Annotated in this window: 13 protein-coding genes; 3 read left to right on the plus strand and 10 right to left on the minus strand. The window is 30.1% G+C overall.

What is annotated here, in order from left to right; translation table 11 throughout:
• Positions 1–4 precede the first annotated feature (4 nt).
• Positions 5–985, plus strand: coding sequence for a type IX secretion system membrane protein PorP/SprF (locus Q0714_RS06090; RefSeq protein ID WP_298263529.1), 981 nt, complete (start codon positions 5–7; stop codon positions 983–985).
• Positions 986–1,022: 37 nt separating this feature from the next.
• Here the strand turns inward: Q0714_RS06090 and Q0714_RS06095 are convergent, their stop codons facing one another.
• Both Q0714_RS06095 and Q0714_RS06100 read right to left on the minus strand, forming a co-directional pair.
• Positions 1,023–2,621 carry a mechanosensitive ion channel family protein gene (locus tag Q0714_RS06095; protein ID WP_298263531.1) on the minus strand — a complete coding sequence of 533 codons (1,599 nt, stop codon included), beginning with the start codon at positions 2,619–2,621 and terminating at the stop codon, positions 1,023–1,025.
• 24 nt (positions 2,622–2,645) lie between these two features.
• Entirely contained in the window at positions 2,646–4,580 is a 1,935-nt protein-coding gene (locus tag Q0714_RS06100; protein WP_298263533.1) for a YgiQ family radical SAM protein, read from the minus strand.
• Positions 4,581–4,737: 157 nt separating this feature from the next.
• Between Q0714_RS06100 and Q0714_RS06105 the strand changes: the two genes are divergently transcribed.
• The gene (locus tag Q0714_RS06105; protein ID WP_298263534.1) at positions 4,738–5,217 is read left to right on the plus strand and encodes a hypothetical protein; all 480 of its coding nucleotides are present in this window, start codon (positions 4,738–4,740) and stop codon (positions 5,215–5,217) included.
• Positions 5,218–5,309: 92 nt separating this feature from the next.
• Here Q0714_RS06105 and Q0714_RS06115 read toward each other — a convergent pair whose 3' ends face one another.
• From Q0714_RS06115 to Q0714_RS06125, 3 genes are all read right to left on the minus strand, one after another.
• On the minus strand, positions 5,310–6,242 hold the full coding sequence (locus Q0714_RS06115) for a glucosaminidase domain-containing protein (protein ID WP_367181321.1): 933 nt from the start codon (positions 6,240–6,242) through the stop codon (positions 5,310–5,312).
• A gap of 74 nt (positions 6,243–6,316) precedes the next feature.
• Positions 6,317–7,249 carry a 1-aminocyclopropane-1-carboxylate deaminase/D-cysteine desulfhydrase gene (locus Q0714_RS06120; RefSeq protein ID WP_298263536.1) on the minus strand — a complete coding sequence of 311 codons (933 nt, stop codon included), beginning with the start codon at positions 7,247–7,249 and terminating at the stop codon, positions 6,317–6,319.
• Complete coding sequence (locus tag Q0714_RS06125; protein ID WP_298263538.1) at positions 7,240–9,159, minus strand: ABC-F family ATP-binding cassette domain-containing protein; 1,920 nt, start codon at positions 9,157–9,159, stop codon at positions 7,240–7,242. Before Q0714_RS06125 ends, Q0714_RS06120 begins: the two co-directional genes overlap by 10 nt.
• Positions 9,160–9,225: 66 nt before the next feature.
• Between Q0714_RS06125 and Q0714_RS06130 the strand changes: the two genes are divergently transcribed.
• Positions 9,226–9,624 (plus strand): DUF983 domain-containing protein, encoded by a 399-nt coding sequence (locus Q0714_RS06130; protein WP_298263539.1) that lies wholly within the window; start codon positions 9,226–9,228, stop codon positions 9,622–9,624.
• Here Q0714_RS06130 and Q0714_RS06135 read toward each other — a convergent pair.
• The 5 genes from Q0714_RS06135 to gldK form a co-directional block, all read right to left on the minus strand.
• Positions 9,611–10,651 carry an FAD-binding oxidoreductase gene (locus Q0714_RS06135; protein WP_298263541.1) on the minus strand — a complete coding sequence of 347 codons (1,041 nt, stop codon included), beginning with the start codon at positions 10,649–10,651 and terminating at the stop codon, positions 9,611–9,613. The two genes, Q0714_RS06130 and Q0714_RS06135, sit on opposite strands and share 14 nt — an antisense overlap.
• Before the next feature lie 78 nt (positions 10,652–10,729).
• Entirely contained in the window at positions 10,730–11,629 is a 900-nt protein-coding gene (gene gldN / locus Q0714_RS06140; RefSeq protein ID WP_298263786.1) for a gliding motility protein GldN, read from the minus strand.
• Positions 11,630–11,646: 17 nt separating this feature from the next.
• On the minus strand, positions 11,647–13,188 hold the full coding sequence (gldM, locus tag Q0714_RS06145; RefSeq protein WP_298263543.1) for a gliding motility protein GldM: 1,542 nt from the start codon (positions 13,186–13,188) through the stop codon (positions 11,647–11,649).
• Between the two features lie 44 nt (positions 13,189–13,232).
• A complete protein-coding gene (gene gldL, locus Q0714_RS06150; protein WP_298263544.1) occupies positions 13,233–13,880 on the minus strand; it encodes a gliding motility protein GldL in 648 nt (215 codons plus the stop codon).
• Positions 13,881–13,918: 38 nt separating this feature from the next.
• Positions 13,919–15,274 (minus strand): gliding motility lipoprotein GldK, encoded by a 1,356-nt coding sequence (gene gldK / locus Q0714_RS06155; protein WP_298263546.1) that lies wholly within the window; start codon positions 15,272–15,274, stop codon positions 13,919–13,921.
• Between the last annotated feature and the right edge of the window lie 20 nt (positions 15,275–15,294).

Here is a 15,294-nt window from a genome sequence, read left to right on the forward strand (position 1 = left end):
TCAAATGAAAAATATAATAAAAAAACTCGTAATGGTAAGTGCTTTTTTAGTACTTCTAAAAAGTAATGCTCAGCAAGATCCTTTATATACCCAGTACTACAATAACTTTAGCTTAATCAATCCTGCCTACTCTGGTAGTCACGGATTGTTTACTGCTACAGCTAACATCCGTAGTCAATGGGCAGGTGAAGCCGGAAGTCCTGAAACTCAATCCCTCTCTTTACACGGGCCTTCTGGTAAAAATGTAGGCCTTGGGCTCTCTATTGTAAATGATAAAGTGTATGTATTGAGTGAAACTCATCTGTATGCTGATTTCTCATATGCTATTTACCCTACCGAATCCTCAACTTTAGCTTTTGGGTTAAAAGCAGGCGGAAGTTTTTTAGATGTAGACTTGCTAAAGCTTGGGATGGAAAATGATCCATTATTTACTGAAAATATCCACGAATTTAATCCTAATATTGGAGCCGGTGTTTTTTATTATACCGATAAATGGTATGCCAGTGTATCTACTGTGAATATTCTTCAATCTAAACATTATGATAAAAATAATGCTATCGTAACAAGTGCTTCAGAAAAAATGATTTTTTACCTCTCTTCTGGCTATGTCTTTAATCTAAACGATGCTTTTAAATTAAGACCTTCTTTTATGATGAGAGCCGTAAATGGTAGCCCTCTTTCTACTGATATATCTGCCTCTATTTTATGGGAAAACAAACTAGAGTTTGGAATCTCGCATAGAATAGATGAATCCATCTCTGGGCTCTTTCAAATTAGACTTACCGATAATCTAAAAATTGGATATACGTATGATGCCACTACTTCTAAGCTATCCAACTACAATACTGGGGCGCACGAATTCTCTATCATACTCAACTTCGGAAATGATAACAACCAAAGAAAACCACCTTTCTATTGGATGAAAAATTCAAACTCTACAAATCAAACTTTGGAAAATATTGAAAGTGAGGAAAATGAAAATTAATCATAAAAAAAGAGCTTCTTATAAGAAGCTCTTTTTTTTATTTTTCACCTAAATCATCTATCACTCTATTAATTCTATCATTTTCAAGATTGTATGTAGTATTCAATCCTTTTTTTTCTGGAAATTGTTCTATCATAACAGTAGTTGATGGAAAAGCAAAATCAACCCCTAATTCACTTGCTAATTTTAAAATTTTAATGTGTAAGCTATGTTTTGATTCTTGTTCTTTATTCCAATCTAATTCAACAAAATATACATTTAAAAGAATTAATAATGCTGAGTCTCCAAATCCTGTAAATTCAACATTAAACGCATCGTTTCTGGTTGCTGGATGAAGATCTATAATTTTACGCACACCTTTTACAAAAGCTTCGATTAATTCAGGTGGAGTATCATAACGCAATCCTAAATTTGTTGTATATCTTCTAAATGCTCTTAAACCTTTGTTATTTACTACCATTTCAGAAAGTCTACTATTTGGTATTTGATAAATTGAAGTATCTGCAGCTCTAACTCTAGTAGATCTGAAACCAACGGTTTCAACAGTGCCAACTACTTCGCCTGCTTCAATCCAATCACCAATATGGAAAGGTTTATCAACAAAAATCATAACCGTTCCAATCAAATTTTTTACAGTGTCTTGTGAAGCCAAAGCAACCGCTAAGCCTCCAATAGAAGCTCCTGCAATAACTGTAAATGGTTCTACTCCAAATAAAGTTAATAACTTTAATATTCCAATAAAAACCACTATTCCAGACAAAAAATTATCTAAAATTGGTGCCAATTGATCATCTAATTTATAATGCGTTGATTCTGCATAATCTGCGTAAACACTCATTACTACTTGGACTAATTTTAAAAAAACATAAATCCAAAAAACAGTAACCATTATATTTAAAACCAAAAATATAACTGTGTTTATGTCTAAATCAAGTTGCAATGATGGCAATAGTGCTTTAATAAACCAGCTCAATATTAACAATACTATTGGTCTGGTTAATTTCTTTAACGAAGCATTAATTTTTTCATTTGATTTATGAACTATCCAATATTGAATTTTCCTCAAAGTAAAATAAACTACTTTTTTCAATACATAAAACAACGCTGTACAAAGCAATGCTAAAATGATAATTCCTAAATATTGCCATAATTCAATTTTTAAAAATTTTTTATGACCAAATTCAGGAATAATTTGCTGTATTGTTTCAGTAAACCAAGGATAAACACTTTTATAAAGCAAATCAACTTTCTCAACTGTATTAGGTGAATAATACCAACTTCCCTCAATTTTTTCAAGAAAAATTTCTGGCATTTGATAAGGAAATAACACATATCTATTTCCTGGTTTAAAACCTGTAGTATCTGAAAAAGTATTGGATGTTGGAACTTTGGAGAAGTCAACTTTTAACCCTTTGCCATCCAATATTTTTTTTAATTTTATTGCAATTTTCTGTGCATCTTCACCTTCTTTATCATAAATAACAGCTGCTGCTTTTTCAGGATGATAAGAATCTGGTTGTAAAAAATACAAATGCGTATAAATTGTTGCATTTGGATTACTTAAATCAACTTTCACTTTTTTTTGTGCTATAAGTGTAGCTGAAAGTAATAAAAAAAATAATGTTATTTTTTTCATTTTCTAATACTCTTTAAGTTATCGTTATCTTTTTCTTTTTTTATTAAACTTCTTCTTTTTTCTACTTGTAAAAGGTACTGCATCATTAAAAGTATCTTTAACTTCCTTATTTTTTTTCCAAGATACTGTAGAAGGAATTAATTTATTTAATAAATCTGTTCTGCCAACTTTGGTTAAGGTGTTTCTTATCCATTGTTGATTTTCCTTTTTATACCAAAAGAAAAATCGATGTTGATCGTCTTTTTCTTTTTTAGATTTTGGTGTTCTCGTTGGTTTTAACGTGTATGGATGATACCCACTATAATAAATCACAGTTGCAACCGTCATTGGAGTTGGTGTAAACCCTTGAACTTGCTCTAATTGAAACCCCATATCTTTAGTTTCAGCGGCCAAATTAGCCATATCTTCAACTTCACAAGCTGGGTGGTTAGATATAAAGTAAGGTATTAATTGTAGATTAAGCTTTTTACGAATATTTATTTTGTCAAAGCGCTCTTTAAATTTATGAAAATAACTAAATGATGGTTTTCTCATTAACTTTAAAACAGGATCAGAAGTGTGTTCTGGTGCAACTTTTAACCTACCTGAAACATGCTTGGTCATAACTTCTTCTGTATAAGCATCTAACTCTTTTGGATCGGCTTTTTTATTAAATTCAGGAACCAACATATCATGTCTTATTCCACTACCAATAAACGATTTTTTTATTTTAGGATGCTTGTCTACAGCCTGATACAATTCTGTTAAAGGTTTGTGTGAAGTATCTAAATTATGACAAATAACAGGAGATATACAAGATGGTGAAACACATTTATCACAAATTTCTTGTACTTTTCCTTTCATTTTATACATATTTGCCGAAGGCCCTCCAATATCAGACAAATACCCTTTAAAATCTGGCATATTTGCTACTTGATCAACTTCTTTTAAAATAGATTCCTGACTTCTACTTGCAATAAATTTTCCTTGATGAGCAGAAATAGTACAAAAACTACATCCTCCAAAACAACCTCTATGTATATTTATTGAAAATTTGATCATTTCAAAAGCAGGAATTGCTCCTCTTTTATTATATTTTGGATGTGGTAAACGGGTAAATGGCAAATCAAACGAAGCATCTATTTCTGCTTCTGTCATAGTTTCAAAAGGTGGATTTATAACTAATGTTTTATCTCCTACCCCTTGAAAAATTCTATCAGCAAATAATTTATTTGACTCTTGTTCAATAACCTTAAAATTAGACGCGAACAATTTTTTATCTTTTAAACAAACTTCGTGAGAATGAATTGTTACATCATTCCAATTTTTGTTTTTAGGAATATTTTCGCCTATATTTAATAGAAAAGCTGTTTGTTTAATTGTGGTTAAACTTGAAAATGGCACGCCTTTTTGAAGCAAAGTAACTATCTCTCGTAAAGGTTGTTCACCCATACCATACACTAATAAATCTGCCTTAGAGTCTTCTAAAATTGTAGGTTTTAAAGTATCACTCCAATAATCATAATGTGTAACTCTTCTTAATGAAGCCTCAATCCCTCCAATTAAAACAGGGACATCTGGAAACTTTTGCTTTAAAATTTTTGTATAAACTGTGGTAGCGTAATCTGGTCTAAAGCCTTTATCTCCATTTGGTGTGTAAGCATCTTTATCTCTCCTTCTTTTACTTGCTGTATAATTACTTACCATAGGATCCATACAACCTCCTGTAACAGCAAAAAACATCTTAGGCTTACCTAACTTTGTAAAATCTTGCAAATTATCGTGTACACTTGGTTGAGGAATAATCGCTACTTTTAAACCATAACTTTCCAATATTCTACCAACTACCGCATGGCCAAATGCCGGATGATCTACATAGGCATCTCCGCTAAAAAGAATTACATCTAATTCTTCCCAACCTCTTAACTTCACCTCTTTGCTAGTAGTAGGTAACCAATCTGAAAGTTTGTTCATCTTCATATTTTGCAAAAGTACATTAAATAAAATGATTCTACTACAACTTTAAATTACCTAGTTTCTAAAGCTTTTGTTAACTAATGTTAATGATTGTTAACAAATTAAACCTTTTAAATTTAATGTAGTCAAAAAGACATAAATAACAAAAAAATAATTTATCATGAAAAAAATAATAGGATTTCTTACACTAACATTACTTTTCTCAGTTCATATTAACGCACAAGGTTATAACCAAAGAGCTCAGCAAAGAACTAATTATAGCGCTGAACAAAAAGCTGAATTACAAGTTAAAAGAATGGCTTTAAATTTAGATTTAAATGAAAGTCAACAAAAAGCTATTTTAGAATTAAAATTAAAACAGGCTAAAGAGTTAGAACAAAAAAGAGCCGAATTTAGAGCTCAAAAACAAAATGGAACAAAAATTTCATCAGATGAACGTTTCAGAAATAAACAAGACAGATTAGATAGACAGATAGCTACTAAAGCTGAAATGAAAAAAATTTTAAACAAAGAGCAATTTAGCAAATGGGAAAAATTTAGTAAAACTCAAAGATTTAGAACTGCAAAAAAATTCAATAATAAAGCTAATAGATCAAACAAAAAAACGACTTCCTTTAGAAAACATAAAAATAGATTTTAGTTAGTTTTAAATCTTAATTGTTAGAATGAAAAAACGAGTTGTTAAAACAACTCGTTTTTTTAAAATAATGTATTATTTTAATAGAAAAGCAATTATTTTGTTATTAATAAAGTTTGACCAACACTTATATTATTTGAATTTAAACCGTTTAATATTTTTAATTCTTGAATCGTTAAATTATATTTTTTAGATATTGAATATAAGGTATCTCCCTCCTTAACATTATGGGTAGTAGGTTTTTTGTTTACAATTGTTTTATTATCTACTACTTGCAATTTTTGCCCAACATATAAATTATTAGACCTCAGTTTATTAAGTTTTTTAAGCTCTTTAACGGTAAGTCCATATTTTTTTGAAATTGAAAATAATGTTTCTTTAGTTTTAACTCTATGAAACCCTTCTGCCAAATTTTCTATTTCTTTATTTGATTCTTTGAAAACAATTCGTTCTTTTACTTCTTCATCAATTTTAAAAGCAGTTCCCAAAACTTGAGTATCGTATTTATGTAGATCGTATTTTTCAATTAGTGCAATTAATTTTGCAGGGTACCTTCTATCTGTTGCATAACCAGCTTCACTTAACCCTTTTGCCCAGGCTACATAATCTCCTTGATTGTATTTAAATAATTTAGAATATCTAGATCTATGTTTTAAAAATAACGAATGATCTCTAAATGATTTACTAGGATCTTTATATACTCTAAAGCATTCTCCTTTAGCATCATCATCATGATAGGTTTTGTCGCCTTCCCAACCTCTATGGCATTTTATACCAAAATGATTGTTAGACTTTCTAGTTAATTCACTTTTCCCACTTGAAGATTCTAAAATACCTTGTGCTAGGGTAATACTTGCTGGTATTTTATAAATTTTCATTTCATCCATCGCGGTTTGTTTATATTTTTCAATATAAGCTAGTGTAGCATCCTTAATTGTCGGTTGAATTTGAGATCTTTTAGAAATTGGATTACTCGTCTTTTGTTCAATGATAACTTCTTTTTGCTTTACTTTAGAAGCTTTAGCCATTCTTTTTTTAGACTTACAACTTGCAAGTAAACAGATTGTTAACAAACAAAAAAATACATGTTTAAATCTCATAATTATTGTATTTGGGGCATTTTCTTTTTATTTAAAAAAATATTCATTCCATCAATTCCTTGCAAACCACCAGTATGTATTGCTAAAATTTTGGTTCCATTTGGAAAACAGTCCTTTTTTATTTCTTCCACTAGTCCAAAAATCATTTTTCCAGTATAAACTGGATCCAATGCTATGTCAGTTTCTGCTTTAAATTTATTGATAAAATTAATTAATTCTACTGAAACTTTAGCATAACCACCAAAATGATAGTTAGTATTTAAACTCCAATTATCATTTCTTAGTACATATTTTTTAATTTCATTTTGAAGAAAATCACCTTTCAAAGCTGGAAAACCGATTACTTTTTGATATTTTTTAGTAGAATTTATCAAACCTGAAATTGTTCCTCCAGTACCTACAGCAGAACAAATAACATCAAATTTGGTATCTTCTTCATTTAATATTTCTTCACAACCTCTGACTGCAAATTTATTGGTTCCTCCTTCAGGAACTAAATAAAAATTACCAAACATTTTTTTTAAAGAATCAATAAAAACTTTAGATGTTTTATTTCTATAGCTGCTTCTAGATACAAAATGTAATTGCATTCGATGCTCTGATGCAAACTTTAACGTTGGGTTATTTTGAAGAATTTCATTTAAATTATGAGCTAGTTCATCTCCTCTTATAATTCCAATAGTTTTAAATTTATATTCAAAACCTGCAGCAGCAGTGGCGGCTATATGATTAGAATATGCACCTCCAAAGGTTAATAAAGTAGTTTTATTTTGTTTTAGAGCTTCTTCAATATTGTATTTAAGTTTCCGATATTTATTCCCTGAAATAAAAGGATGCAATTCATCTTCCCTTTTTATAAAAAGTGACACTTTTTTATCAGCTATTTCTGAAAAATGAACTTGTTGAATTCTACTATTTTTAGTTCCTAAGAGCATTCTTCAATCTTCATTTGTAGATCTTCCCACTCTTCCATTAATACATCTAATTGATCTTTTTTAGCTTGATAATTCTTAAAAAAATCAGGATTAGAAGTAACTTGTTCAGAATTTTCAAAAATTTCTGCATCTAAGTTTAAAATATCAGTTTCTAAAATTGCAATATTTTTTTCCACTTTTGCTAATCTATTTTTTAATTGTTTAGCCTCCTTTTCTCTTTGCTTATTCTCTAAATATGCATCCTTCCCTTTAGAAATAGTTTCTGACTTTTCAACGGTTCTTTTCTCAATTTCTCTAAAATCTTCTAAATTGTATTGTTCTAAATAATAATCAATATCTCCTAAATACTCTTTTATTACTTTGTCTTTAAATTCATATACTTTATTACTTAACCCTTGTAAAAAATCACGATCGTGTGAAACTAAAATTAAGGTGCCTTCAAAATTATTGAGCGCCTGCTTAAGAACATTTTTTGATGCAATATCTAAATGATTGGTTGGTTCATCCATAACCAATACATTAAATGGATTTAAAAGCATTTTACATAAAGCCAATCTATTTCTTTCACCACCCGAAAGAACTTTAACTTTTTTATCTACATCTTCTCCACTAAACAAAAAGGAACCTAGCATATCTCTAACTTTAGTTCTGTTAGCATCTGATGATGCATCTTCCATGATTTCCAAAACTGTTTTTTCACCATTCAAATACTCAGCTTGATTTTGAGCAAAATAACCGATTTGAACATTGTGACCCAACTTCATATCTCCATCAAAATCTATTTCCCCAACAATCATTTTAGCCAACGTAGATTTTCCTTGTCCGTTTTGCCCAACAAATGCAATTTTACTATTACGTTCTATTAACAAATCTACATTTTCTAGCACCTGATTACTTCCATAGTTTTTAGCTAAATCTTTTGCCTCAATAATAATTTTACCTGGTTGAACTGAAATTGGGAAACGAATATTTAATGTTGCATGGTCATCTCCATCAACTTCTATTCGATCAACTTTTTCCAACTTTTTTATTAAGGATTGTGCAAATGCAGCTTTAGACGCTTTGTACCTGAATTTTTCAATGAGTTGTTCTGTATGTTTTATTTCTTTTTCCTGATTTTTCTGTGCTTGTAGTTGTTTCTCTTTTATATCTTTTCTCAATTCTAAAAACTGAGTATAAGGTTTATTATAGTCGTAAATTTTACCTAATGAAATTTCAATAGTTCTATTGGTTACGTTATCTAAAAACATTTTATCATGCGAAACTAAAACCACCGCTCTTGCGTAAGATTTTAAAAAGTTTTCTAACCAAATTATCGATTCGATATCTAAATGGTTTGTTGGTTCGTCTAATAATAATATATCGTTTTTTTGAAGTAGTAACTTCGCCAACTCAATTCTCATTCTCCAACCTCCAGAAAAGGTTTCGGTAAGTTTTCCAAAATCTTCTCTTTTAAAACCTAATCCTTGTAAAATCTTTTCAGTTTCACCTTGGTAATTGTATCCTCCTAGCAATTCATACCTATGAGTTAAATCATCTAAATCGTGTAACAAATTATGGTAAGACTCAGATTCGTAGTCCGTTCTCTCTGCAAGTTGCACATTTATTTCTTCTAACTGTTTTTCAACACTTTTTATTTCAACAAAAGCTGTATATGCTTCCTCTAAAATGGTATTGCCAAACGTAAAATCTATATCCTGTTTTAAAAAGCCAATACTTGTGTTTTTTTCAAACGCCATAGTACCCGTATCACATTCTAATTCACGAGCAATTATTTTAAGCAACGTAGATTTTCCAGCACCATTTTTTCCAATAAGTCCAACTCTATTTCCTGAAACTAGCTTAAATGTAATTTCTGAAAATAATTCTGTGCCTCCAAATGAAATTGATACGTTGTGTGCGTTTAACATAATTTATTACTTATAAGAATTAAAATATTTTAACTTTGCAAATCTATTATAATTTTAATTAATGTTATGATTAAAAAAGGAAGTAAACTTTACAGTATTTTATTTAATAAATGTCCTCAATGTCACGAAGGAGATTTTATGAATGAAAAAAATATGTTCAAACTTCATAAAGCATTTAAAATGAATGAAAAATGTGCTCATTGTGGTTTAAAATATATGATGGAACCTTCATTTTTTTATGGCGCAATGTATGTAAATTATGCTTTAACGGTAGGACTTGCAATTATTACATTTGTTATTGCTACTTTGTTTTTTGATATGACAATGTTAGAAAGTTTCTTCCCTATAGTTGTTGTTTTAATTTTAACGATACCAATTACAATTAGATTATCTAGAATTATTTGGATAAATATATTTGTAAAATACAAACCAAATTCTACCAAACTAAACACTAGTGAAACCTAGAAATATCAATTTCTGTAGACAACTTAATATCATATTCTAAATAATTATAAAGTGCTTTGGCGGTAATTGGAGCAATCATAACTCCTCTTGTTCCTAACCCATTTAGAATAGCTAAATTTTTATATTTTGGATGTTTTCCTACCAAAGGTCTTCTGTCTTTTATCGTTGGCCTAATCCCTGCAATATGCTCAACAATTTGATAAGGAACGGTTATAAAAGAATCTAATTTAGTTATCAATTCTTGTTTGCCTTCCTCCGTTGGATTTTTTGTTTTATCCTTCCAATTAAATGTCGCTCCTACTTTATAGTAGTTATTTCCTAAAGGCATTACAAAAACTGCTGCTTTAATTAAAAAATCTATTGTTAACTCAGGCGCATGTATAATTATTAATTCTCCTTTAGCTTCTTGCATTGGCAAATAATTAAAAAAAGGATTTTTTTGGAGTCCAAAACCTTCACAAAAAACTATTTTTGAAGCTTTTATCTCTTTATATACTACTTCATTATTTGCTATCTCAAGATTAGAATAAATAAAGCTTTCACCTTTAAGTTTATTTTGATTGTTTAAATAAGTTCTATAGTCTTTTAATAATTCTTTTGTATCTATCCTACCTGTATTGGTCAATTTACCAAAACCAGCATTTGAAAGCACTCCTTTAAACTTTTTATGAATAATTTTAGAGCTCATATAATTAGATAAAGAAGGTTTATCGGCGGCTATAAACCAATTATTTTGCTCTTCAATAGATTTAAATATTCTGTAAATATCAACTTTATAATCATATTTTTTTTGAAATTTGATTTCGAGCTCATTATAAAAAGGTAACGCTATTTTTAGTTGATCTTCGGCTTCCCAAACGGGTGTAAATCTTTTTAAAATTACTGGATTGTACATGCCACCAGCTACTTTAGATGAATTTTGAGAATCATCTTCAAAAACTATAAAAGATTTATTTTCTTCTTCTAACTTTTTCGTAAAAGCTAAACCAGCTAAACCTAAACCAACAATTAAATAATCTACTTGCATATCACAAAATTAGTATAAAACAAAAAACTCTTGTAGTTGTTGTTACAAGAGTTTTTCGTTATTTATTGCTTTTAAAAGTTAATAGTTCCACATATCCAATTCTTTATTTCTAATTTCATCTTTAATTTTATTAGATTCTAGCACTTGGAAAAGTGCGTTTCCTTTTACATAATTAGAAACTTCTCTATCGCCATAAATATTTTCTTCTTTATAGATAATAGAACTAAACCTTCTTGCATTAAGTATATGATCAAAAGAAATAGGATAAGCTGAATTTTTTTGGTTAAACACTTTCATTTTATGAAGAACATTTCGTGCATCTGGGAACCAAACCCAAAATAATGCAAGCTGTTCAGAAATATCGATATCTTCTCTCCCCATAATTTGAACATCTGGAGCAACTGGAGCTATGGCTAATAAACGAAATTTTAATTCTCCTTGACGCTTATCAAAATACCACAAGCCTTTAATTTTAAACCCTTCAATATCTTGAGAAGTCAAATTAACCTTATCTATATATTCATCAATATTTGTGCTTCCTGCATTTAATTCGTCAAACCCAGCATCGGTGGTATCTATTCTAAAAAGTTTACTGTTTATTTCAGCTTTGGTCATTTTTGCTGTAAAATATGAATCATCGTAAACTTCTGTTATTTCATCATTTTTAATACCACGCAATAAAGTATCGAATAAGGAACGTCTATCTTTAGAAACGTTTGTAGTATCTACTGGGTAATACATTGGTAAATTAATACGCTCATTTAAATCAATATATTCCCAAACTACTTTAGACCAAAGAATATCTCTATCATCAACATAACCATATTCTAATGGTTTATCATTATCAGTAGCTAATTGTTCCGCAGTTTTTTTACCAATATCAGAAGGTTTTTTAGCATTCAATAAATTTGACTGAGCAAACATGTTGTTTACCAGCATAAATCCTAAAATTAAAATTCCAATATTTCTTTTATTCATCATAATTAATTTTCCATTTATTGAATCTCAATACTAACTGCAGAAGCATTTTTAATTTTATATGAACTGTTACCTACTAACGATGATTTGATATCAAATATTATAACAACTTCACCTCTTTTAGCTTTTGCAATAGCCTTTTTTGCTTGAGAATTCATTCTACTACCACTAACCACAACGGCTGATTGCCCTGGAACTTTAATAGTAAAACCTGTTGTATTTAAAGTTAAATCAAAATCAAAATCAGGCAAAGCTGCTCCTACTGTAGCATTTTCTAAACTTGTTTTTGGCATTTTTACATAACCTTCTTGTTTTCTAATCGTTCCAACTGGAGAAGGAATATCTTTAATTCTAAAGTTTTGAGAAGAACTCACGGTTTGACCATTTGGCAATTTTCCAGATACTCTAATGGTTACTTCTCTCCCTGAACTAGGAGTCATAACATATTTTCCAGATCCACTAGCTCTGTTTAAACCTGTTCCTGTAGCAGTTACTAAATTGTCAGGAATTCCAGGAATGGAAATAGTCATAGGGTTTGGCACGCCCCTATAAACTACATTCATTTTATCCGCTGAAATAACTGCGCTATTTGGTTTAGGAATCACCGCGTAGGAACTATTAATTTCAATTTCTACAGGCTCACCATTTTCCATAAAAACGAATTTTCCTTTTACTTCTCTTTCTCCCACCGAGCCAGCAGGGAAATCTAAAATTGCTCCTCCATCTTCAATTTTTGTAATATTTTGTCCGTTAACAACTACTTCCGATGGTTTTAAAGAAGAATCATATCTACCTAAAACAACTTTGCCTTTAAAGTTTTCACCTTGAAAAAATGCAGATTTTTCTGGAATTAAAATTGTTTTGTAGTTAGACATAGAAACATCGCTTTCTAACTGACCTCCTAAAAGAGTTCCATAAATTTCAGATTGAGTTGTTTTAATATCCATTTGCATTGATGTTAAATTGGTAATAGTTGATATTAAAGGAAAGCCTTCATATCTATTATTTAACCAAGGCTGTGTACCAACTCCTTTTTTTTGATCTGAAGTATCAAATCGTTTATTAATTACTGCAATTAGTGGATGATCTTCTCCTAAAAGTTCTTTTATAAGGTTTACAATTTCAGTTTTATAGTTTGAAATTTTATCTACAAATTCCTGCCCTTCTTGGGTAAGTTTATCATTTGCAAAAAAGTGTTCGTCAACTAGATTTGATTGATCCATCGCTTCATAATCCTTTGGATCTTCTTGTTCTGTTAAAAAAAATTCTTTTTTTGCTTCTAAATATGCTGTAAAATCTTTGGATAGTTGATCTACGTTACTTGCAGTTGAATATAAATTTGCATATTTTTCTGGCTGTTCTTGTGCCTTTGTTGCTAAATTGCTTAGTGTTTGTTTATTTTTTTCTGTTGCTGTTGAATTATTTTCAACTAGCTTTTCATTCATAAAACCAAATGCAGATAATACTTCCTTTGACATGTTCATTGCTAACATAGCAATGAAAACTAAGTACATTAAGTTAATCATTTTCTGCCTTGGTGATAATTTACCTGAAGCCATTCTAATTAGTTTTTTTGGTTAATAATTTAGTTACAAATAACTAATTAGTTTTTAACTGACATTGCAGATAACATTCCTCCATAAACTCCATTTAATGAAGATAAATTGGTTGCAAGCGATTCCATTTGCTCCTTCAATTTCCCTGCATTTTCTGCCACTTGTTCATTAATTTCAGCTTGTTTGCTTGTACTTTCTAACTGTACTTTGTATAAACTGTTTAAAGATTCCATTTGAGCCGCAGCTAATGATAATTGTTCGCTATACTTATTAGTTGCTGCAATTGAATCAACTGCTGGTGCAATATTCTCTGCTGCACCTTTAAAGTTTTGAATACTTTCTCCTAAGCTTTTCATAAGGTTTGCATCTAACTTAGCATCTCTTAACATATCATCTAATTTTTGTGATAATAGGCTTTGAGTTTCTTTAGCCTCTGCAGCATCTCTATCTCTTCTATTTCCATTTGCTAACTCAGGATACACTAACGACCAATCTAAATCTTCTTCAACTGGTTCAAAAGCTGAAATTGCAAAAATTATTGCTTCTGTAATTAATCCAATAGCTAACATTACACCACCTGTTAAAGGACCAATGCTATAGTGGGTAAGTTTAAAAAGTGCTCCAATAATAACAATTGAAGCTCCAAGGCCATAGGCCATGTTAAAGATTTTTTTAGTTGATTTTGATTGTGCCATAATTAAAGTTTTAAAATTTTAGTATTTAAGGTTGATTTTTAGTTTCCTTTGATGTCGGTACCCAAATAGTCTTGTACCGTTCTAAATCCTATATAACTTCGAGCAGAATCTGAATATTCATAGTCACGCGTGCTTACTTCTAAAAAATAAGCTACATCTTTCCAAGAACCTCCTCTAATTATTTTTCTATGATTTTTTGAGTCCAATACATTTGGATTCATTGTTGAACTCAAATAATAGGTTTCTTCATTGTAAGCAGTATTTGTCCATTCGGACACATTTCCTGCCATATTATACAATCCAAAATCATTAGGAAAATATGATTTTGCTTCCATTGTATATAACGCTCCATCTACGGCATAATTACCTCTCGTTGGTTTGAAGTTTGCTAAAAAGCAGCCTCTATCACTTGTAGTATAAGGGCCTCCCCAAGGGTATGTTGCATTTTCGAGTCCGCCTCTAGCGGCATATTCCCATTCTGCTTCGGATGCTAATCTAAATTGAGGGACTGTTGTTGATTTTCTTTTGGTATTCAGAAAATCATTTTTCTTTTTGGTTCTCCACCTACAAAAAGCCTTTGCTTGAATCCAAGAAATACCCACAACTGGGTAATCGTTATAGGCTTCGTGATAAAAGTAGTCTTGATGCATTGGATCGTTATAAGAATAATTAAAGTCTCTCACCCAAACAGTAGTATCTGGGTATACTCTTACAGTTTCTTGTTTAATAAAATCTCTTCTCTGTCCTTCGTTCTTTGCAGCAGCCTCTTGATCTAAATAATAATATTTAAACTTCAATTTATCCACATTCACCATTCTTCTTCCTTCAAAGCTATCTTCAATAGGTATAAAAATTGAATCAACCATTACTTCAGCATATTGAATACTTGGAAATTGATTTTTATCCCAAATAATCTCTTCTTCCCAATTTAACATCTTCCCCTGTGTTGGTGAATTAGGATCTCCATCAATACTTCCATAGGCTTCCATCATATATTGTTGGTAAGGAGTCATATCAGTTTCTTCAACGTTTAAAAATTTATAATCTTCTAAACCTTCTTCTCCTAATAATTCGGCATATAAAGCTAATTCCGTTCTAACTATAGAATCTCTAACCCAAAAAACAAATTCTTTGTATTCACTATTAGTAATTTCTGTTTCGTCCATATAAAATGGTCTAACAGTTACAGTACGAGTCGGCGAATTTAATGAACCAGCAATATCTTCACTTTGTTTACCCATTGTAAAAGAACCTCCAGGTATTAAAGTCATACCTAATGGTTTTTCAGATTGCCATTTACTTTTAGACTTTACGCCTACTAACTCACCTTGATCATTTGATCTACAACTATAAACTATTAATGCTAGTAAAATATACAATGATATTTTCTTCATATTTATTTTCTTAATCAACA

It is taken from the genome of uncultured Lutibacter sp., assembly GCF_947493565.1.
Classification (GTDB): domain Bacteria; phylum Bacteroidota; class Bacteroidia; order Flavobacteriales; family Flavobacteriaceae; genus Lutibacter; species Lutibacter aestuarii.

Bases quoted from the DNA above. Each gene is read 5' to 3' on its own strand.
- Q0714_RS06090 (WP_298263529.1), top strand. From the start codon at position 5: ATGAAAAATATAATAAAAAAACTCGTAATGGTAAGTGCTTTTTTAGTA.
- Q0714_RS06095 (WP_298263531.1), bottom strand. From the start codon at position 2,621: ATGAAAAAAATAACATTATTTTTTTTATTACTTTCAGCTACACTTATA.
- Q0714_RS06100 (WP_298263533.1), bottom strand. From the start codon at position 4,580: ATGAAGATGAACAAACTTTCAGATTGGTTACCTACTACTAGCAAAGAG.
- Q0714_RS06105 (WP_298263534.1), top strand. From the start codon at position 4,738: ATGAAAAAAATAATAGGATTTCTTACACTAACATTACTTTTCTCAGTT.
- Q0714_RS06115 (WP_367181321.1), bottom strand. From the start codon at position 6,242: ATGGCTAAAGCTTCTAAAGTAAAGCAAAAAGAAGTTATCATTGAACAA.
- Q0714_RS06120 (WP_298263536.1), bottom strand. From the start codon at position 7,249: ATGCTCTTAGGAACTAAAAATAGTAGAATTCAACAAGTTCATTTTTCA.
- Q0714_RS06125 (WP_298263538.1), bottom strand. From the start codon at position 9,159: ATGTTAAACGCACACAACGTATCAATTTCATTTGGAGGCACAGAATTA.
- Q0714_RS06130 (WP_298263539.1), top strand. From the start codon at position 9,226: ATGATTAAAAAAGGAAGTAAACTTTACAGTATTTTATTTAATAAATGT.
- Q0714_RS06135 (WP_298263541.1), bottom strand. From the start codon at position 10,651: ATGCAAGTAGATTATTTAATTGTTGGTTTAGGTTTAGCTGGTTTAGCT.
- gldN (WP_298263786.1), bottom strand. From the start codon at position 11,629: ATGAATAAAAGAAATATTGGAATTTTAATTTTAGGATTTATGCTGGTA.
- gldM (WP_298263543.1), bottom strand. From the start codon at position 13,188: ATGGCTTCAGGTAAATTATCACCAAGGCAGAAAATGATTAACTTAATG.
- gldL (WP_298263544.1), bottom strand. From the start codon at position 13,880: ATGGCACAATCAAAATCAACTAAAAAAATCTTTAACATGGCCTATGGC.
- gldK (WP_298263546.1), bottom strand. From the start codon at position 15,274: ATGAAGAAAATATCATTGTATATTTTACTAGCATTAATAGTTTATAGT.